Annotated in this window: 13 protein-coding genes; 4 read left to right on the plus strand and 9 right to left on the minus strand. The window is 62.2% G+C overall.

Annotation, left to right across the window (positions count from 1 at the left end; all coding sequences use genetic code 11):
- Positions 1-466: 466 nt before the first annotated feature.
- Positions 467-5,191: a glutamate synthase large subunit gene (gene gltB / locus G9X68_RS30285; RefSeq protein ID WP_171605523.1), complete on the plus strand. Its 4,725-nt coding sequence runs from the start codon at positions 467-469 to the stop codon at positions 5,189-5,191.
- A gap of 226 nt (positions 5,192-5,417) precedes the next feature.
- Entirely contained in the window at positions 5,418-6,872 is a 1,455-nt protein-coding gene (locus tag G9X68_RS30290) for a glutamate synthase subunit beta (RefSeq protein ID WP_026188524.1), read from the plus strand.
- A 130-nt stretch (positions 6,873-7,002) separates the two neighbouring features.
- Here the strand turns inward: G9X68_RS30290 and G9X68_RS30295 are convergent, their stop codons facing one another.
- Together G9X68_RS30295 and G9X68_RS30300 are read right to left on the minus strand one after the other, a co-directional pair.
- Entirely contained in the window at positions 7,003-8,241 is a 1,239-nt protein-coding gene (locus tag G9X68_RS30295; protein ID WP_171605524.1) for an SGNH/GDSL hydrolase family protein, read from the minus strand.
- 196 nt (positions 8,242-8,437) lie between these two features.
- A complete protein-coding gene (locus G9X68_RS30300; RefSeq protein WP_171605525.1) occupies positions 8,438-9,661 on the minus strand; it encodes a lytic murein transglycosylase in 1,224 nt (407 codons plus the stop codon).
- 204 nt (positions 9,662-9,865) lie between these two features.
- On the opposite strand from G9X68_RS30300, the gene galU reads away from it, so the two are divergent.
- Positions 9,866-10,753 (plus strand): UTP--glucose-1-phosphate uridylyltransferase GalU, encoded by an 888-nt coding sequence (galU, locus tag G9X68_RS30305; protein WP_003542870.1) that lies wholly within the window; start codon positions 9,866-9,868, stop codon positions 10,751-10,753.
- A gap of 69 nt (positions 10,754-10,822) precedes the next feature.
- Here the strand turns inward: galU and G9X68_RS30310 are convergent, their stop codons facing one another.
- On the minus strand, positions 10,823-12,364 hold the full coding sequence (locus tag G9X68_RS30310) for an outer membrane beta-barrel protein (RefSeq protein ID WP_171605526.1): 1,542 nt from the start codon (positions 12,362-12,364) through the stop codon (positions 10,823-10,825).
- A 159-nt stretch (positions 12,365-12,523) separates the two neighbouring features.
- Here G9X68_RS30310 and G9X68_RS30315 point away from each other — a divergent pair, with 159 nt between their 5' ends.
- Positions 12,524-13,519: a KpsF/GutQ family sugar-phosphate isomerase gene (locus G9X68_RS30315; RefSeq protein WP_171605527.1), complete on the plus strand. Its 996-nt coding sequence runs from the start codon at positions 12,524-12,526 to the stop codon at positions 13,517-13,519.
- Between the two features lie 28 nt (positions 13,520-13,547).
- Here G9X68_RS30315 and G9X68_RS30320 read toward each other — a convergent pair whose 3' ends face one another.
- The 6 genes from G9X68_RS30320 to omp10 all read right to left on the minus strand — a co-directional run bounded on the left by G9X68_RS30320 (position 13,548) and on the right by omp10 (position 19,264).
- Positions 13,548-14,003, minus strand: a complete 456-nt coding sequence (locus tag G9X68_RS30320; protein ID WP_171605528.1) for an NfeD family protein — start codon at positions 14,001-14,003, stop codon at positions 13,548-13,550.
- A gap of 3 nt (positions 14,004-14,006) precedes the next feature.
- A complete protein-coding gene (locus tag G9X68_RS30325) occupies positions 14,007-15,047 on the minus strand; it encodes an SPFH domain-containing protein (protein ID WP_171605529.1) in 1,041 nt (346 codons plus the stop codon).
- A 180-nt stretch (positions 15,048-15,227) separates the two neighbouring features.
- On the minus strand, positions 15,228-16,262 hold the full coding sequence (hemH, locus tag G9X68_RS30330) for a ferrochelatase (RefSeq protein WP_171605530.1): 1,035 nt from the start codon (positions 16,260-16,262) through the stop codon (positions 15,228-15,230).
- 124 nt (positions 16,263-16,386) lie between these two features.
- The gene (locus G9X68_RS30335) at positions 16,387-18,375 is read right to left on the minus strand and encodes a bifunctional metallophosphatase/5'-nucleotidase (protein WP_171605531.1); all 1,989 of its coding nucleotides are present in this window, start codon (positions 18,373-18,375) and stop codon (positions 16,387-16,389) included.
- A gap of 172 nt (positions 18,376-18,547) precedes the next feature.
- Positions 18,548-18,868, minus strand: a complete 321-nt coding sequence (locus tag G9X68_RS30340) for a hypothetical protein (RefSeq protein ID WP_171605532.1) — start codon at positions 18,866-18,868, stop codon at positions 18,548-18,550.
- Between the two features lie 27 nt (positions 18,869-18,895).
- Positions 18,896-19,264, minus strand: coding sequence for an outer membrane lipoprotein Omp10 (omp10, locus tag G9X68_RS30345; RefSeq protein ID WP_012758937.1), 369 nt, complete (start codon positions 19,262-19,264; stop codon positions 18,896-18,898).
- Positions 19,265-19,533: the final 269 nt, after the last annotated feature.

A 19,533-nucleotide genomic window follows, 5' to 3' on the forward strand; every position in this document is an offset into this window, starting at 1 on the left:
GGTTGTCGCCCGCGACACATCACGGAAATTGAACTACGCAATCAATAAACAAAATGGCACGTCTGTACGTAATTTTATTTCGTCATCGCCGCTACCCAGGCAATCTTCCGTCGCAAATTGACGTTTTTTGCCGGAGCGCTCTTGCAGAGCCGAATGCTTTCTGGCATAGAACTGATGAATTAGGACAGTGTTGCTGTCCTATTTTGGCCTTTATGACCGAAGAGGCGCCGAAAGCCCTGGAACAGACCGGCTTTCACGCTATAGTTCTTCCGAGCGTCAAGCCTCAAGGGGCGGCGCGCGGAGGCGAATGGCAGGCGCGGAACGCGACGGTTTGCTTTCCATTAAAGCAGATGTCTGCGGCCGATCTTCACAATGCAACAGCGCTGTCATGCGCCGAACCTATCTTCGGGTTACGGCGCGGGACGAAAAGCCGCCCGCGGCCCCGCGGGCTTCGACAGGAGGAAAGATGATGACGAAGACGCCATCCATGGAAGTTGACCGGTTTGCTGCTGCTAAGCTGCGCGCGACGGCCAATGTCTCCAAATCCGCCTCCGGCCTGCCGAAGAAGCAGGGTCTCTACGATCCGCGCAACGAACATGATGCCTGCGGCGTCGGCTTCGTCGCGCATATGAAGGGTCAGAAGTCGCACCAGATCGTCAAGGATGGCCTGTTCATCCTCGAGAACCTGACGCATCGCGGCGCCGTCGGCGCCGATCCGCTGATGGGCGACGGCGCCGGCATCCTGGTGCAGATCCCCGACCGTTTCTTCCGTGAGGAAATGGCCGAGCAGGGTATCACCCTGCCGCCGGTCGGCGAATATGGCGTCGGCCATATCTTCATGCCGCGCGATGAAAAGCAGATCGAACACTTCAAGAAGGTGATCGAGGACGTCATCACCGAGGAAGGTCAGGTCTTCATCGGCTTCCGCGACGTGCCGGTCGACAATTCGTCGCTCTCCAAGGCGCCGGCCATTGCCGCAACGGAGCCGCATCATGTGCAGGTCTTCATCGGCGCCGGCGAGGATGCCGAAAACAACGACGAGTTCGAGCGTCGGCTGTTCACGCTGCGCAAGGTGATCTCCAACCGTATCTATGACGAGTTCGACGGCGAGGAGAGCAATTTCTATCCGGTATCGCTGTCGTCGGCGACGGTGGTCTACAAGGGCATGTTCCTGGCCTATCAGGTCGGCGTCTACTATAAGGACCTGTCGGATCCGCGTTTCGAAAGCGCGGTCGCCCTGGTGCACCAGCGCTTCTCGACCAACACCTTCCCGTCGTGGAAGCTTGCGCACCCCTACCGCATGGTCGCCCATAACGGCGAGATCAACACGCTGCGCGGCAACGTCAACTGGATGGCGGCGCGCCAGGCGTCGGTCTCCTCGCCGCTGTTCGGCGAGGACATCTCCAAGCTCTGGCCGATCTCCTACGAGGGGCAGTCGGACACGGCCTGCTTCGACAATGCTCTCGAATTCCTGGTGCGCGGCGGTTATTCGCTGGCGCATGCGGTGATGATGCTGATCCCGGAAGCCTGGGCCGGCAACCAGTCGATGGCGGCCGAACGCAAGGCCTTCTACGAATATCATGCCGCACTGATGGAGCCCTGGGACGGGCCGGCTGCCGTCGCCTTCACCGACGGCAAGCAGATCGGCGCGACGCTCGACCGCAACGGCCTGCGGCCGGCGCGCTACCTCGTCACCGATGACGACCGCGTCATCATGGCGTCCGAAGCCGGCGTGCTGCCGGTTCCGGAGGAGAAGATCATCCAGAAGTGGCGCCTGCAGCCCGGAAAGATGCTGCTGATCGATATGGAAGAAGGCCGCATCATCTCCGACGACGAGGTGAAGTCGCAGCTTGCGACGGCGCATCCCTATCGCAGCTGGCTCAACCGCACCCAGCTCATCCTCGAAGACCTGAAGCCGGTGGAGCCGCGGGCGCTGCGCCGCGACGTGTCGCTGCTCGACCGCCAGCAGGCCTTCGGCTACACGCTGGAGGATACTCGTATCCTGATGTCGCCGATGGCGACGACGGGCCAGGAAGCGATCGGGTCGATGGGCACGGATACGCCGATCTCGGCGATGTCGGAAAAGCCGAAGCTGCTCTACACCTATTTCAAGCAGAACTTCGCGCAGGTGACCAACCCGCCGATCGACCCGATCCGCGAGGAACTGGTCATGAGCCTGGTTTCCTTCATCGGGCCGCGGCCGAACATTCTCGACCACGAAGGCGCGGCGAACGCCAAGCGGCTCGAAGTGCGTCAGCCGATCCTCACCAATGGCGATCTCGAAAAGATCCGCTCGATCGGTCACACGGAAGACCGTTTCGACACCAAGACGCTCGATTTCACCTATGATATCGAGCGTGGCGCCGAAGGCATGCCCGAGATGCTCGACCGGCTCTGCGAGCGCGCGGAAGCGGCCGTCAAGGGCGGCTACAACATCATCGTGCTCTCCGACCGCCAGATCGGGCCGGACCGGATCGCGATTCCCGCATTGCTCGCCACAGCTGCCGTGCATCACCATCTGATCCGCAAGGGGTTACGCACCTCGGTCGGTCTCGTCGTCGAGACCGGAGAGCCGCGCGAAGTCCATCATTTCTGCCTGCTCGCCGGCTACGGCGCCGAGGCGATCAACCCGTACCTCGCCTTCGACACGCTGCTCGACATGCATGCCAAGGGCGAATTCCCGAAGGAAGTGGATGCTTCCGAAATCGTCTACCGCTACATCAAGGCGGTCGGCAAAGGCATCCTCAAGGTCATGTCGAAGATGGGCATTTCGACCTACCAGTCCTATTGCGGCGCGCAGATCTTCGATGCGATCGGCCTGCAGTCGGAACTGATCGACAAGTATTTCTTCGGCACCGCGACGATGATCGAAGGCGTCGGCCTCGAGGCGATCGCCGCAGAGACCGTCGCCCGCCACAACGCGGCCTTCGGCACGGATCCGCTCCTTGCCACGACGCTCGACATCGGCGGCGAATATGCCTACCGCATGCGTGGCGAAAGCCACGCTTGGACGCCGGATGCGGTCGCTGCCCTCCAGCATGCCGTGCGCGGCAATGCCGAGGACCGCTACCGCGAATTCGCCGATATGGTGAACAATTCGGCGCTGCGCATGAACACGATCCGCGGTCTCTTCAAGATGAAGAGCGCCGAGGCGCTCGGCCGTACGCCGGTATCGATCGACGAGGTCGAGCCGGCGGCCGATATCGTCAAGCGTTTCTCGACGGGGGCGATGTCCTTCGGCTCGATCTCCAGGGAGGCGCATACGACGCTGGCGATTGCCATGAACCGGATCGGCGGCAAGTCGAACACCGGCGAGGGCGGCGAAGAATCCGACCGCTATATACCGCTGGCCAATGGTTCGATGAACCCGGAACGGTCGGCGATCAAGCAGATCGCGTCCGGCCGCTTCGGCGTCACCACCGAATATCTCGTCAATGCCGACGTGCTGCAGATCAAGGTGGCGCAAGGCGCCAAGCCTGGCGAAGGCGGCCAGCTGCCGGGTCACAAGGTTGACGCGACGGTTGCCAAGACCCGCCATTCGACGCCGGGTGTCGGCCTGATTTCGCCGCCGCCGCACCACGACATCTATTCGATCGAAGATCTGGCGCAGCTGATCTACGATCTGAAGAACGTCAACCCGACCGCCGATGTTTCGGTCAAGCTGGTCTCGGAAGTCGGCGTCGGCACGGTTGCTGCCGGCGTCGCCAAGGCGCGCGCCGACCATATCACGGTCGCCGGCTTCGACGGCGGCACGGGTGCGTCGCCGCTGACCTCGCTCAAACATGCCGGCAGCCCCTGGGAAATCGGCCTTGCCGAGACCCAGCAGACGCTGGTGCTGAACGGGCTGCGCTCGCGCGTCGCCCTGCAGGTGGACGGCGGCCTGAAGACCGGCCGCGACGTCATTATCGGGGCGCTGCTTGGAGCCGACGAGTTCGGCTTTGCCACCGCGCCGCTGATTGCAGCTGGCTGCATCATGATGCGCAAGTGCCATCTCAACACCTGTCCGGTGGGTGTGGCGACCCAGGATCCGGTGCTGCGCAAGCGCTTCAAGGGCGCGCCGGAGCACGTCATCAACTACTTCTTCTTCGTTGCCAACGAAGTGCGCGAAATCCTCGCCTCGCTGGGCTTCACCCGGCTCGACGAGATCATCGGCGCCTCGGAGCTTCTGGAGAAGGACGAGATGCTGAACCACTGGAAGGCGAAGGGCCTCGACTTCAGCCGCATCTTCCACAAGGTCGACGCTCCCAAGGAAGAGACCTTCTGGACGAGCCGGCAGAAGCACCCGATCGACGACATTCTCGACCGCGTGCTGATCGAGCGGGCGCAGCCGGCGCTGACGGCCAAGACGCCCGTCGCCTTCGAGGTCGGCATCAAGAACGTCGACCGGTCGACGGGCGCGATGCTTTCCGGCGAGGTCGCCAAGCGTTATCGCCATCGCGGGCTGAAGGAAGACACGATTAATGTGACGCTTCGCGGCACGGCGGGACAGAGCTTCGGCGCCTTCCTGGCACGCGGCGTCACCTTCAACCTGATCGGCGACGGTAACGACTATGTCGGCAAGGGCCTTTCGGGCGGCAAGATCATCATCCGGCCGCCGGAGAATTCGAGGATCGTGGCCGAGGACTCGATCATCGTCGGCAACACCGTGCTTTATGGCGCGACCGAGGGCGAATGCTATTTCCGTGGTGTGGCGGGCGAACGTTTCGCCGTGCGCAACTCGGGTGCGATCGCCATCGTCGAGGGTGTCGGCGACCATGGCTGCGAATACATGACCGGTGGCGTCGTCGTCGTGCTCGGCGCCACGGGCCGCAACTTCGCGGCCGGCATGTCCGGGGGTGTCGCCTACGTGCTCGATGAAACCGGTGATTTCGCCAGCCGCTGCAACATGGCAATGGTCGAGCTCGAGCCGGTGCCCGAGGAGGACGACATGCTGGAGAAGCTGCATCATCACGGTGGTGACCTCATGCACAAGGGACGCGTCGACGTCTCTGGCGACATGACGCGCCATGACGAGGAGCGCCTTTACCAGCTGATCTCCAATCATCTGCATTATACGGGCTCGGCCCGCGCTACGCAGATCCTCGACAACTGGGCCGATTACCGCCCGAAATTCCGCAAGGTCATGCCGGTCGAATACCGGCGTGCGCTCGAGGAAATGGAGCGCAGCCGGATGGGCATCGCCGCGGAATGAATTGCACCGGACATCCGTCACCTGCCGACTGCAGGTGACGGATGACGAAAATATCTCGATGACCCGTGACGATCACGCCGACGGCGAAAGCTGGCTAGACCGCACGGATGTCTCGCAGGGGATATGGTCCAATGACGGTCAAGACAAGCAACTTGCCCCGGGTACCGGGACTGACGATAGACAGATTGGCTGCGGTGAGGCGGTCATGAGGGTAAGGGACGAAAACATGGGTAAGGTAACAGGGTTTCTGGAAATCGACCGGCAGGTGGCGAAGTACCAGCCGGCGTCGGATCGTATCCGTCATTTCCGCGAGTTCACGATCCCGATGTCGGACCCGGAAGTGCAGAAACAGGCCGCGCGTTGCATGGACTGTGGCATCCCCTATTGCCACGGCCCGACCGGCTGCCCTGTTCACAACCAGATACCCGATTGGAACGACCTCGTTTACAACAACAACTGGGAAGCGGCGATCCAGAATCTGCACTCGACCAACAACTTTCCTGAGTTTACCGGTCGCGTCTGCCCGGCACCTTGCGAGGAAGCCTGCACGTTGAATCTCGAGGATGCGCCGGTCGCCATCAAGACGGTCGAGCAGGCGATCGCCGACAAGGCCTATGAGCTCGGCTTCATCCGGCCGCAGCCGGCCACGGTCCATACCGGCAAGAAGGTCGCCGTCATCGGCTCCGGCCCCGCCGGCATGGCAGCCGCCCAGCAGCTCGGCCGCGCCGGCCATGAGGTGCATCTCTATGAGCGCGAGACCAAGCCGGGCGGACTGCTGCGTTACGGCATTCCCGATTTCAAGATGGAGAAGAACTTCATCGACCGCCGCGTCGAGCAGATGAAGGGCGAGGGTGTCACCTTCCATTGCGGTGTCAATGTCGGCGTCGACGTCAAAGTCGAGCAACTGCTCGCCGATCACGACGCCGTGCTTTACTGCGGCGGCTCCGAGACGCCGCGCGAGGCGGGCATTCCGGGCACCGACCTTGCGGGCGTGCATGATGCGATGCCTTATCTGGTGCAGCAGAACCGCCGCGTCGGGCGCGAGAACATCGACAGCGTCGGCTGGCCGTCGGACCCGATCCTTGCCGGCGCCAAACATATCGTCGTCGTCGGCGGCGGCGATACCGCTTCGGACTGCGTCGGCACGGCGTTCCGCCAGGGAGCCGTCAAGGTCACCCAGCTCGACATCCGGCCGCAGCCGCCGGAGAAGGAAGACAAGCTTGCCGTCTGGCCCTTCTGGGCGACGAAGATGCGCACCTCTTCCTCGCAGGCCGAGGGCGCCGTGCGTGAATTCCAGGTGGCTACACTTGAATTCGTCGGCGAAGACGGTGTGCTGACCGGCGTCAAATGCTGTGAGGTCGACGAGCGCCGGCGGCCGGTTCCAGGCACGGAATTCGTCATCCGCGCCGATCTCGCCTTCATCGCCATCGGTTTCCGCGGACCGTTCACCGGCAGCGTGCTGAAGGAACTCGAGGGCAAGCTGACGCTCAACACCGACAAACGCGGCTCGACCAATGTCGTCGCCAACGACCGCGACTACAAGACTTCGGTCGACAAGTTCTGGACGGCGGGCGACGTGCGCCGCGGCCAATCGCTGGTGGTCTGGGCGATCCGTGAAGGCCGCCAGGCGGCGCGCGCCATCGACGAGGAACTGATGGGCTCGACCGTCCTGCCGAACTGACCGCCGGCCGCCGACACATTTCCGAAGACATGAACTCCGCCCCCTTCGGCGGAGTTTTTCATGGTGCGCCGTGTCCGACAGGACGCGGGAGCGGCCTCCTCGAAGCGGCGAGCCGCCTCGCGCGGCCTTTTCACTTGACCGAGACTTCGGCCGGCGCTTTTGCCACCGGCAGGCGGTAATCATCGACGCGGCCGGGAGGCGCCGGCATCATTTCGCCCTGCTCGACGAGGAGATCGCGTGGCGACCGCGTCAAAGCTATAGGCGGCGGCCTGGCGCCGAGAAGCTCGGCGCCGCCGTCCAGATTGGGATCGGAGAGACTGATCGGTACGGTATGTTCGACCGGATTGGCGGGAAGGCCGAGACCGGGCAGATTGCTTTCGTCGAGGCGGACCAGATCGGGGCTTGCCTGCGTGCCGAGAAGACGCCGCGCCGGTTTTTCCACATAGAAGGCGAGCTTGCGCCGCCCGGCCTGGGTCAGGTTGATGCCATCGGAGGTGCGCAGGCGCACCTGCTGGCCGTTCACATCCGAACCGGTGACGATGAAGTTGCCGTTTTCGTCGACGAAACCATCCCAGATATCGACGAATTCACCGCCGACGCTTTCGACCTGGTTGCGGTAGAGCTGGTTCATCTGGACGGCATCGGCCGTCATCTGGTCGGATTCGAATGCGGGAAGACCGACCCAGAGCAGCGGGATCTTGCGGTCGGTGACTTCCTTGCCGAAAGAAAGCACGCGGCGGCGGTATTCGGTGAACCAGCCATCGGTGCGGAATTTTTCCTTGGCGGTGTCGGTCACCATCTGCTGGCGGTCGTTGGCGCCGATCATGACGACGACCATTGCCGGCTTCAGCTCGTCGATCATCTTCTGCAGTTGTTGGTGCCAGTCGTAATAATCGTCGCGGACAAGACCTGATGAGACGTTGCCGCGGGCTTCGACGACGACACCCGGCGATGTCTCGAAGGCGGCGGTGAGGCCGTCGCCGAGGCCGCTGGCCAGGAAATCGCCGACGATCAGGATCTTTCGGGCGTCGCCGAGTTTCTGTACGACCGGCTCCTCCTGTACGGGAGCGCGGACCGGCGGTGCCGTGCGGGTATTGACGATGGCTTTCTGCGCCGGCGGGCGTTTGCGTTGCTGGCGTCTCGGCTGCTGAACGTCGGGGGCTTGCGGGCCGTCGTCGAGGTAGCGCCGGCCGAGGAAGAAATCGAGGATCGAACGACGCTGATAGCGCTGCTCCTGGGCTTCGGCGACATGCACCGGCGCAGACACGCCAAGGCATAGCGAAGCCACCGCCAGGGCGAGCACAAGCCAACGGATTTTACGGGTCCGATCTGTTTTCTTCGTCATGGGCAGTTCCGCATCTGCCGGCATCTTGCACGCGGGGTAGGCCAGCGTCCACTCCCGCTATTATCTAGGTCACGGTTCTGCCGCTTCCAATCAGCACTTGCTTTTTGGCGTCTGCTCTAGAGCAATTCCAGCCAATGTGTGCAGCGGTTTTGCGTTCGGAATTGCGTGAAAACAAAAAAAGATAGAGCATTTTCGTGATTCGAAGAAAAACGGAAATGCTCTAGCGACGAAGTGCATTCAGCAGCGGCAGCGAGGGTTCGCCGTCCGGCTGCATACCGATGCGAGACTGCACGGCTGATATCGCCGCCTTCGAACCCGAGCCGAAATTGCCGTCGACCTCGCCATTGTAATAGCCGAGCGTCTTGAGACGCGTCTGCAGCTCGAATTTCTCGGTGATGTCGAGTGCGCCGTTCGGGCGCGGCCAACGCTGCTGCATGCCGCCGTAGCCGGCGATCTGGTCGGCCAGCAGGCCGACGGCAAGCGCGTAGCTATCCGAGGCATTGTAGTTCTTGATGGTAAAGAAGTTGGCGGTCATAAGGAAGCCCGGGCCACTGGGCCCGGCCGGCATCTTCAAGACGGCTTTGGTAGTACTCTCGCGGAAGGCCTTGCCGTTCGGGCGCGTCAGGCCGAGTGCCGCCCATTGGGCCAATGTATGGGTCTTGCCGGCCTGCTTGGCGGCCGCTGGAGGAACGACGACCTCGTAGCCCCAGGTCTTGCCGGTATCCCAGCCGTTCTTCATCAGGAGATTGGCCGAGGTCGCCAGCGCGTCGGGGATCGAGTTCCAGATATCGCGATGGCCGTTGCCGTCGGCATCGATGGCATAAAGCAGGTAGCTAGTCGGAATGAATTGGGTGTGGCCCATGGCGCCGGCCCAGGAGCCGGTCATCTCGCGTGCCGGCACATCGCCGTTCTGCAGGATCTTCAGCGCGGCGACCAGCTGCTTCTTGGCGAATTTGGCGCGGCTCGGATCGGCATAGGCAAGCGTTGCCAGGGCGCGCGGCACGTAATGCAGCCGGTCGTCCTTGTCGAGGACCGCGCCGTAATTCGATTCCATCGACCAGATGGCCAGCAGAATGGTCTTGTCGACGCCGAAGCGCTGCTCGATCGCAGCGAGCGTCCTTGCGTGTTTGGCGGCCATCTCGCGGCCGATCTTGACCGTATAGGGGTTGACGCGGGAATCGACATAGTCCCAGATCTTCGAGGTGAATTCCGGCTGGTAGGCCGCCTTTTCGAGCACGGTCGGATCGGGCTCGCTTACCCCGGAAAAGGCCTTTTGATAGGTTGCCTTACTGATGCCACTCTGAGCGGCAGTCTGGTAGAAATCCGCGATCCATTTCTGGAAGCGGGAATCAGCTTTCGCGTTGTCGGGGACCAGTGCCACCTGGACGGCGACAACGAGGGCGAGAGCAAGACCACGAAGGGAGTTTTTGTGATTCTGGGTCATCGACAGTCGTATCCGTCATCTTTAGTTTCTGGTGCAATGGGGCATCACGTCCGCCCAGACCCGAGACTACAGGAACGGAGTCAACAAATTCTTTACCATGGCGGCCCGCTGCGGTCACCATTTGCAAAACAGTAGCAATTCTATACTAGTTAAAGCTAAAAAGCTCTATTTCCAAAGCGATATGATCGAAGCAGGAGGCCGGGTGTGGCTCAACACAACAAAGTTCGTAAAGCAGTATTTCCGGTTGCCGGGTTGGGAACGCGATTCCTGCCGGCGACAAAGGCTGTTCCGAAGGAAATGTTGACCGTCGTCGACAAGCCAATCATTCAATATGTCGTCGACGAGGCAATCGAGGCGGGGATCGAACATCTGGTCTTCGTCACCGGACGCAACAAGCACGTCATCGAAGATTATTTCGACATTCATTTCGAGCTGGAGCAGACGCTGCGCGAACGCGCCAAGAAGGCGGAAATTACGCTTCTCGCCCAGCAATTGCCGAAGGCCGGCACGGTGAGCTTCACCCGTCAGCAGGAGCCGCTCGGCCTCGGTCATGCCGTGTGGTGCGCCCGTGAGATCGTCGGCGACGAGCCCTTCGCGCTGCTGCTGCCCGATATGATCATGAAGGGTGACAAGGGTTGCATGAAGGGCATGATCGACCTCTATGCCCAGAGCGGCGGCAATATCATCGCCGTCGAGGAATGCGCGCCGGACCAGGCGCATAAATACGGCATCGTCGGCGTCGGCGAAGCGATCGGCGACGGCTTCCGCATCACCGGCATGGTGGAAAAGCCTGCCAAGGGGACGGCGCCTTCCAACTTCTTCATCAACGGCCGCTATATCCTGCAGCCCGAGATTTTCAAGATCCTCGAAACCCAGGAGCGCGGCGCCGGCAACGAGATCCAGCTCACCGACGGCATGCTGAAGCTGCTGAAGGAACAGGATTTCGCCGGTTACCACTTCCGCGGCGCGACTTACGACTGCGGCGCCAAGGACGGCTTCATCCTGGCAAACGTCGCCTTCGCCCTCGAACGCGCCGATATCCGTCCCTCCGTCGAAGGCGGCTTCAGGGAACTGCTTGCCGGCCTGAAGTAAGGTGTAGATTCAACGTGATAGAGCGCCGGGTGTCCCAACAGATACGCGGCGCTCTATTTTCTGTCATTCTTAGCGTTTCAGCTTGAGGCCGACGCCGGCGCGCCATTGCTGCGAATCGCTGCCTTCCTTGCGCGTCGTCAGCTCGTAGCCGAGCGTGCTGGTCAGATCGAGATAGCGGTTGATGTTCCAGGTCAGGCCGGTCGCGGCGGTATAGACGAGCTCGTCGTTGATGGTGCTGTCCGTGGGATAATCGCGCCATATGACCCCGCCGATCATCGTCCCGACCAGGTTGTCGCGCAGCTGGTGGGTGACCATCGTCGTCAGCGCGTGCGAGACGTAGCCGCTCTCGCCTGCCGTGGTCGAGGGTTGGATGCTCGTCTGCAGGTCGAGATTGACATCGGTGCCGCGGATCGGCGACCAGAGCAGGCTCGCATCGAGCGTGGCGGTATCGATCGAGGAAAGCCGGCTGTCTTCGAAAGCCGCCATCTCGTAGCCGACGCCGACTTCACCCTTCAGTTTTTCGCCGAGATCGACCTCGACGCCTGCCTTGGCGCCATAGGTGTGGCCGGAGCGCTCGTAACCGGCGGAATCGCGGGTTTCATCGTAGACCGAGCGGCCGATCGTCGCCTCGATGAAGGGAATGAGCGCGGGAGACAGCTCGTAGCCGACGCGGCCGCGCAGCGTGCCCGTCGTCTGGTTGCGGTCGCTGAGGGCGACGGTGGTGCCGTTCGCAAGCTTGGCATCCGAATAGATCGAGCGGGTCAGTGCCAGTGCCGTCGTGCCGCGCAGGATGCCGAAATCGCGTTGAACGGAGGCGCCGGCCGAAAATTCCTGCACGTCGGACTGTTGCGCGGCGTCGGCGATGGCGTCGGGATCGTCCGTATCCTCACGGTAGAAATTATAGCCAGCGGTCAGGTGCGCGGTCGTATCGTCGGGAAGATCCAGCCTGAGATCGCCGTTGACTTTAAAGGAAGGCTGCTCCTCGCCCTCGCCGCTGATATTCCTCTGCCAGGCGCCTTCCGAGGTGACGGTCAGCTGGTGCCGGCCCCAGTCGGACGTCAGGGTCGCTGCCGCATCCGTTTCGAGAAAGGCGCGCCGCTGCCTGGTATTGCCGTCCTTGGTGGTCTCCGTATTGATGCTCTGGGTGACGCTCGGGCGGAGCACGAAAGTGCCGATCGGGATTCCTGGCGTTTCTGCCGTCGAGGCGCTCTCGGCAGCCCTGCGGCGCGGCAGCGTCTCATCGATCGGCGCCTCGCGGGTGTTCAGCCGGCGTATGTCCTCGTCGAGGATGGAGCCGGTAATGTCGTCGCCGGCTTGCGCATCCGGTATGGCGGGCTGCTGCTGAGCATCGTCCGCGTTCGCAGTCGCGCCGTTTGCCGCAGGTGTGGCGGTCTCGCCGGTCTCGTCATCGAAACCGGCGGCGGATGCGGCATTGTTGGTGGCGCGATTGTCCTGAGAGGCGGTGGAGCGGCTGTTGGCCGGCTGCGCCGAGGCGGACTGCGCGAAGGCCGCCGTCTGGCTGAGAAGCAGGCTACCCAGCACGGCAAAAGAGACGGCACGGCTCATGGCGCGGAGCGGCGTCACACTGCTCGTCTGTTTTGCTTGGCCCATGCAATTCGCGCCTGACATGCTTTCGGTTCTTACCCAAAGGTAAAGCCTTGTGGTTAACCATTCGTTGCCGGCGGCGGGCGCTGTTCACAATTCGGAAAGAGTGCGGGTCGGAAAGAGTGCGGGGTGGACTTGGAAAGTGAAAAGGTCTAACGCAATTTGATGAACAGAAGAGCGATCAACCTCGTTGAGAACAGCGTTCTCGAGTCGGCAAAACGCACGATAGAGACCGAAAGACGCGGTCTTCAAGCGCTCGAACAGGCTTTCGACAATGGCTTGGCCGGTCCTTTCTCACGGGCCGTCGAAGCCATCGGCGACATCTCCGGGCGCGTGATCGTCACCGGCGTCGGCAAGAGCGGGCATATCGGCGCCAAGCTCGCGGCAACATTCGCTTCGACGGGAACGCCTGCCTTTTTTGTACATGCGGCGGAGGCCAATCACGGCGATCTCGGGATGATCGCGCGCGACGACGTCGTGCTGGCGATTTCCAAAGGCGGCGAGAGTGCCGAGCTCAAGAGCATCATTTCCTTCACGCGACGCTTCTCCATTCCGCTGATCGCGATCACCTGCAGCGAAGGTTCCTCGCTTGCCGCCGCCGCAGATATTGTCCTCCTGATGCCGAACGAACAGGAGGCCTGCCCCAATGGGCTGGCGCCGACGACCTCGACGCTGATGCAGCTTGCAATCGGCGATGCGCTGGCGGTGGCGCTCTTGGAGGCGCGCGGCTTTACCGCCACGGATTTCCACGTCTTCCATCCGGGCGGCAAGCTGGGCGCGAGCCTGATGCATGTCGCCGATGTCATGCATACCGGCGAGCGGCTGCCGCTCGTTGCCAAGGGTACGCCGATGCCGGAGGCGATCACGGTGCTGTCGCGCAAGCATTTCGGCTGCGTCGGCGTGCTGGACGAGGATGGGCGGCTCTGCGGCATCGTCACCGAAGGCGACATGGCGCGCAACCTGACGCGCAATCTCTCTGAACTTGCCGTGGACGACATCATGACGCGGACGCCGAAGACGGTGAAGCAGACGGTGCTGGCGACCGCGGCCCTGGCGCTGCTCAACCAGCATCATATCGGCGCGCTGATCGTCATCGACGACGACCGCCGGCCGGTCGGGCTGGTGCATTTCCACGATCTGCTGCGGATCGGCGTCGCCTGATCAGGCTCGTTTGATCAGAGTTATTTGATCAGACCGGCTCGACCGTCAGGTCGCGGCCGTTGCTCGAAACCACTTTCACCTGCGTTCCGACGGGCAGGTCCGGTCCCATCACCTGCCATAGCGTATCGTCAAGGCGGATGCGGCCGCGGCCTTCGCGGATCGGTTCATGCAGCGTCGCCGTGCGGCCGACGAGGCTGGCGCCGCGCTGATTGAGGAAGGGCTCGTCGGTTGCGGCGTTGCGCAGCGTCAGCCGGCGGCCAGCGAAGGTCGTGGCAACGGCGAGAAGCGCAAAAAGGATCGCCTGCAACTCCCAGACCCAGAAGGCGCTGTCCCAGAAGAGCAGCGACAGCGCGCCGACGATCAGGGCGGCAAGGCCGATCCAGACCAGGAAGAAGCCGGGAACGATCATTTCCGCGGCGAGCAGCACGAGGCCCGCGACCCACCAGCTCCACGGACCGAGTTCGGCGACGATCTTCGCCAGCATGGCTTAACGCTCCTGCTCGGGATTGAAAGGATTGGGGGTCGACGGATTGATCGGCGGCGTCGAGCGCGCCGGAGCAGGACGCGGACGCGGCGGTACCGGCAGCGGCGTTGACGGGCTGTTGCCGGCATCGCCGAAGACCTCGCGGGCAATGGCGCCGATACCACCGAGCGAGCTCAGGATGGAAGAGGCTTCCATTGGCATCATCACGATCTTCGAATTCGGCGCCGAACCGATCGAGGTCAGCGCCTCGGTGTATTTCTGGGCGACGAAATAGTTGATCGCCTGAATGTCGCCGGCGGCAATGGCCTCAGAGACCATCCTCGTCGCCTTGGCTTCGGCCTCGGCAAGGCGTTCGCGGGCTTCGGCGTTGCGGAAGGCGGCTTCGCGCTGGCCTTCGGCCTGCAGGATGGCGGATTGCTTGGCGCCCTCAGCCCTCAGAATCTGTGCGTTTCGCGAGCCTTCGGCTTCCAGCACCTGGGCGCGTTTCTCGCGCTCGGCCTTCATCTGGCGGGCCATCGCATCGACGAGGTCGCGCGGCGGCTGAATGTCCTTGATCTCGACGCGGGTGACCTTGATGCCCCAGGGATGCACGGCCTCGTCGACGACGCGCAGCAGCCGGTCGTTGATCGCATCGCGGTTGGAGAGCAGTTCATCAAGATCCATCGAACCCATGACCGAACGGATGTTGGTCATGGTGAGATTGAGAATGGCGTTTTCGAGGTTGGAGACCTGATAGGCAGCCTGAGCGGCGTTCAGCACCTGATAGAAGGAAACGGCATCGGCCGAAACAGAGGCATTATCCTTGGTGATCACCTCCTGTGTCGGCACGTTCAGCACCTGCTCCATGACGTTCAACTTGGCGCCGACGCGCTCGATGAAGGGGGTAATGAGGTTAAGGCCCGGCTCCAGCGTGCGGGTATAACGCCCGAAGCGCTCGATCGTATAGCGGTAGCCCTGCGGCACGGTCTTGATCCCGGCAAAGAGCACCAGGATGACGAAGATGACCAGCACGATCACGACGAGGTCGAAGCCGCCGAACAGCATGAAAAATTCCTCCTATCGGCGCATGCGCCCCATACACTGATGTGGTGGGTTAGCATGTTCTTTGCGAGGAAGAAATGCCACACGGATGCCCCACATCTGTGGGAGATGGAGGTTTCGTCTCGGCTGAGTTATTCGAGTCTTCGCCAGCTATCCGTGCGGCGATGTTTTCCGAAAAGTTTCTCAGATCCAGCCCTGCAATTCGCGGCGGACGACCTTTTCCAGTACCTTCATGCCGTCCTCGCCGTCGTTGAGGCAGGGAATATGCGCGAACTTCTCGCCGCCGTTTTCGTGGAAGGAGTGGGCGGCCTGTTCGGCGATCTCCTCCAGGGTCTCCAGACAGTCGGAGACGAAGCCGGGATTGATGACTGCAATGCGCTTGACACCGTCCTTGGCGAGCTTCTCCACGGTCTTGTCGGTATAGGGCTGCAGCCATTCCTCCGGCCCGAAGCGGGACTGGAAGGTGACCATGAAGTTTTCCTTGGTGAGCCCGAGCCGCTCGCGCAGCAGCCGCCCGGTCTTCTGGCATTGACAGTAATAGGGATCGCCCTGCTTGAAATAGGACATCGGTATGCCGTGGAAGGAGGCGAGCAGCATCTCGGGTTTCCAGTCGAGGGTCGAAAGATGCCTTTCGACAGACGTGGCAAGCGCCTCGATATAGGTCTCGTCGTCGTGGTAATCGGGAACGGTGCGTAGCGCCGGCTGCCAGCGCATCGTGAGCAGCTTCTGGAAGGCCTTGTCGTTGACGGTGGCGGTCGTCGCCGCCGCATATTGCGGATAGAGCGGGAAGAGCACGATCCGGTCGCAGCCTTCTTCCTTCAGCGCGTCGATGCGCGAGGCAATCGACGGCGTTCCGTAGCGCATCGCCCAGTCGACCTTGACGTTATCAAGATCCTTCAGGCGCTCGGCCATCAACTCCGACTGGTTGCGGGTATAGGTGCGCAGAAAACTTTCGTTCCTCTCCTTGTTCCAGATCAGCTCATAGGCCTTGCCAACCTTCTGCGGGCGGGTGTTGAGCACGATGCCGAACAGGATCGGATACCACTTCCAGGGCGACCATTCGATGACGCGGCGATCGGTCAGGAATTCCCTGAGATAGCGGCGCATCGAGGTATAATCGGTGCCATCAGGCGTGCCGAGATTGACCAGCAGCACACCGACCTTACCAAATTTGACGGCCGGATGATCCGCCGAGCGGAGTGAAATATCTGCTGTCATTCTGGTCCCAACGTTCATTTGTCCCGTCGGCTCATACGCAGCCTGGAGATCGTGGTTCACCCTATAGAAAGAAAAGCCGGCCCGGGAAACCCCGGACCGGCCAGTGGCATCGAGACAAATCGTCTTACTTGGCGGGGACCTCGATCTCCTTGCCGACCGTCAGGTGACGCGGGTTCGGCTTGCCATTGGCATCCGAAAGCTTCCGCCACAGCGTGCCGTCGCCATAGAAGGTCACGGCGAGATCCCAGAAGGTGTCGCCCGCGGCGATGACGTGGGTGGAAGGCGTCGTCGCGGCAGGTGTGGAGGCTGCCGGTGCCGGCGTCGGTTCCGCAGCGGGTGCGGGTGCTGCCGGTGCCGGTGCAGCGGGTGCGGGAGCCGGGGCGGGCTCGGTGGCAGGTGCCGGTGTTGCCGGGGCGGGGGCCGGAGCAGCCGGTGTGGGTTCTGTAGAAGGGGTCGGAGCTGCCGGTGCGGCAGGCGCCGGCTCGGAAGCGGAGGGAGCAGGCGCTGCCTGCGCCAGTTCCTTGACGCGGCCATCCGTGTAGGGCTTGTAAGGCGAATGTGCTGCGACATATTCGGCGGTCACGTCGGCAAGGTCCGGACCATAGTCATAGGCGTTCTTGCCGTCCTTGAAGATCGAGTAGCCGTCGCCGCCGGCCCGCATGAAGTTGTTGGTGGCGACCTTGTAGGTCTTGGCCGGGTCAATCGGAGCGAAATTGTCGCCGTCCTTCACCTGAACGTCGCTGACACGGCTATTGACTGGCTTCGACTGGTCGAACGAGAATTTCAGGCCGGCGACCTGCGGGAAGCGGCCGGCGCCCTGGTCGATCTGGCTGACGCCGTTTTCGAGCGCCTTGACGATGTCTGCGCCGGTCAGCTCAAACGTCGCGAGCGTATTCTGGAAAGGCAGGACGGTGATGACCTCGCCCTGGGTGATCTCGCCGCCGTCGATCGAAGCGCGTAGGCCACCGCCGTTCTGGACGGCGATGGTGACGCCCTGGTTCTTGGTGCGATCGAGCATGGCGTCGGCCACCAGATTGCCCATCGAGCATTCCTTGACGCGGCAGACCTTGCGGTCGCCTTCGATCGGGCTTTCGGAAGAGCCGATCACCTTCTTGCGCAGTTCCTCGATCGGCTTTGCCAGTTCGGCGATACGGGCGACGACGGCAGGATCGGGCGTAAAGGTGGAATCGATCAGGATCGGATCGCCCTTGGCATCCTTGACGACGCCGCTATCGTCGAAATTGACGACGAGATCGCCGAGATATTTGCTGTAGGAGGCGGCTTGGACGACCGGCACCTTGTAACCGCCGGGATTGTCGACCATCGTCGGGTACGGGCCTTCGGCCTTCGGGTCGGTGTTCGAGAGCAGGCTGTGGGAATGCCCGCCGACCACGACATCGACATCCGGGATCTTGGCGATCAGGGCGAGATCGCGGGGGTAACCGACGTGGGTCAGCGCGATGATCTTGTTGACGCCCTGGCCCTTCAGATCCTGAACGGCCGCTGTGATAGTCTCAACGTCGTCGGCGATCGTGACGTTCGGGCCGGGGGAGGAAAGCTCTGCCGTATCATTGGTGACGGCGCCGACGATGCCGATCTTTTGGCCGCCGACATCGAGCACCAGCGACGGCTTGATGCGGTCGCCGAGCTTGGAGGCGGCAGTCGCCTTGACGTTCGCGGTCACGACAGGGAACTGCACCTTGTCGAGGAAGGTCGCGAGCCCGTCCTCGCTGTCGTCGAATTCATGGTTGCCGACGGTCATGGCGTCGAACTTCATCAGGTTCAGGAATTCGGCTTCGGCTGCCCCCTTGTAGGTGGTGTAGAAGAGCGAGCCCTGGAAATTGTCGCCGGCGTTGAGGAGGACGATGTTCTTGCCGGATAGCGCCTGACGGCGCTGGTCGATCGCGGTCTTCAGGCGGGCAGCACCACCGAAGCATTCCTTCTTGCCTTCCTCCTCGGCCGAGCAGGTGGAGTCGAACTTGTTGATCGATTCGATGCGCGAATGGAAATCGTTGATATGAAGAATATTGAGTTCGTAATCCGCAAAGGCGGCGCCCGCGCTCAGCGCCAGCATGGACGCGGTCAAAAGACCGAAGCTGAAAGACTTCGTCATCCCTGTTCTCCTGATTGAGGCGAAAGATCCCCCTGATCCTCGCCGATCCTTTCATCGTGCGCCGGGGCGGTTTCCCGGCCTGCGGATGTTCCATCAGACGATGCACGACCGCAAGAGAAAGCTGGGCCAGGCGAGGCGCTTTCCAAGGGGGCAGGCCAAAAAAGCGGGTTGCCTATCCCAGGCATTCGCCGTCGCCGGTGTTTCGATAGAGTTCGTGCATGGCCTCCGCGATATTCGGAACCGTGGCGAGCGCGATGATCAAGCAGAGAAGGGAAACGAGGCGATGAAAGCGCCGGCCGGCCCGATAGACAAGGAGCGCGCCCGCACCATAGATCAGGACTGCCGGCACGGCGAAGATCAGCACCTGCAGCGGCCCGTCGCAATCGGGAGCGGCGATACCCTGGGCACGATAGACATTGGCCGGCAAAACGACCGCAAGTGCCGCAAGCGGCATGGCGAGCAGCAGAACCAGGTAAGAAGCGACGGCCCGCATGGCGTGCTTAGCCTATCGCCTCATCTTTCAGCCGCGGCGGGAAAGTGTGAACTGTGCACCGGAATCGGACGTGCAATTGAGCTGGCTCGGGTTGACGAGGGCGCAATTGACCTTGGACTGGGTCTTGCGCACCAGCGAGGTCATGTTGATTTCCACCAGGGTCGGTGAGGTATTGATATAGGTGCCCGAGGCAAGGAGCTGGTTGCTGTCGGTCGTGCGGGTGGTGAAGCTACCGCCCTGGAAGGTGGAAACGATGCCGTTCGGATCGCTCCAGTTGCCTTCGACGCCGGTGGCGGCGGGCGCGGTTGCAACCGGCAAGCGGCGCGGCTCCGATGAAACGCAGGCGGCAAGAGCGGCCGCTGCACCGACAAGAACAAGACCAGTTCTGATTTTCATAAGGCTTCTCCCGGCGAATCGGCGCGGCGGACAGCCGCCAAGTTCGGGCAAAACATGGCGCGCGCCCGGCATGAAGGCAAGCCTTGGAAGGGCGGCGGGCGGCATTTAGACAGCCGGCGTTACAAAAATGCCCGCCTTGCGGCGGGCATTGTCGAAGTCGTGCAGGCGATCTTAGAGCCTTTCAGGTTTTGACGGAAGCGTATCCGGCATTGGCGAAGTAGTTGCTGCATTCGTTGGGCTCGATGGTTGTGACGAGGTGTCCGATGTGG

The sequence above is a fragment of the Rhizobium changzhiense genome, from assembly GCF_013087625.1.
Classification (GTDB): Bacteria; Pseudomonadota; Alphaproteobacteria; order Rhizobiales; family Rhizobiaceae; genus Rhizobium; species Rhizobium sophorae.

Excerpts from the sequence above, each read along its gene's own strand:
- gltB (WP_171605523.1), top strand. The coding sequence starts at position 467 with ATGATGACGAAGACGCCATCCATGGAAGTTGACCGGTTTGCTGCTGCT.
- G9X68_RS30290 (WP_026188524.1), top strand. The coding sequence starts at position 5,418 with ATGGGTAAGGTAACAGGGTTTCTGGAAATCGACCGGCAGGTGGCGAAG.
- G9X68_RS30295 (WP_171605524.1), bottom strand. The coding sequence starts at position 8,241 with ATGCCGGCAGATGCGGAACTGCCCATGACGAAGAAAACAGATCGGACC.
- G9X68_RS30300 (WP_171605525.1), bottom strand. The coding sequence starts at position 9,661 with ATGACCCAGAATCACAAAAACTCCCTTCGTGGTCTTGCTCTCGCCCTC.
- G9X68_RS30310 (WP_171605526.1), bottom strand. The coding sequence starts at position 12,364 with ATGGGCCAAGCAAAACAGACGAGCAGTGTGACGCCGCTCCGCGCCATG.
- G9X68_RS30315 (WP_171605527.1), top strand. The coding sequence starts at position 12,524 with ATGAACAGAAGAGCGATCAACCTCGTTGAGAACAGCGTTCTCGAGTCG.
- G9X68_RS30320 (WP_171605528.1), bottom strand. The coding sequence starts at position 14,003 with ATGCTGGCGAAGATCGTCGCCGAACTCGGTCCGTGGAGCTGGTGGGTC.
- G9X68_RS30325 (WP_171605529.1), bottom strand. The coding sequence starts at position 15,047 with ATGCTGTTCGGCGGCTTCGACCTCGTCGTGATCGTGCTGGTCATCTTC.
- hemH (WP_171605530.1), bottom strand. The coding sequence starts at position 16,262 with ATGACAGCAGATATTTCACTCCGCTCGGCGGATCATCCGGCCGTCAAA.
- G9X68_RS30335 (WP_171605531.1), bottom strand. The coding sequence starts at position 18,375 with ATGACGAAGTCTTTCAGCTTCGGTCTTTTGACCGCGTCCATGCTGGCG.
- G9X68_RS30340 (WP_171605532.1), bottom strand. The coding sequence starts at position 18,868 with ATGCGGGCCGTCGCTTCTTACCTGGTTCTGCTGCTCGCCATGCCGCTT.
- omp10 (WP_012758937.1), bottom strand. The coding sequence starts at position 19,264 with ATGAAAATCAGAACTGGTCTTGTTCTTGTCGGTGCAGCGGCCGCTCTT.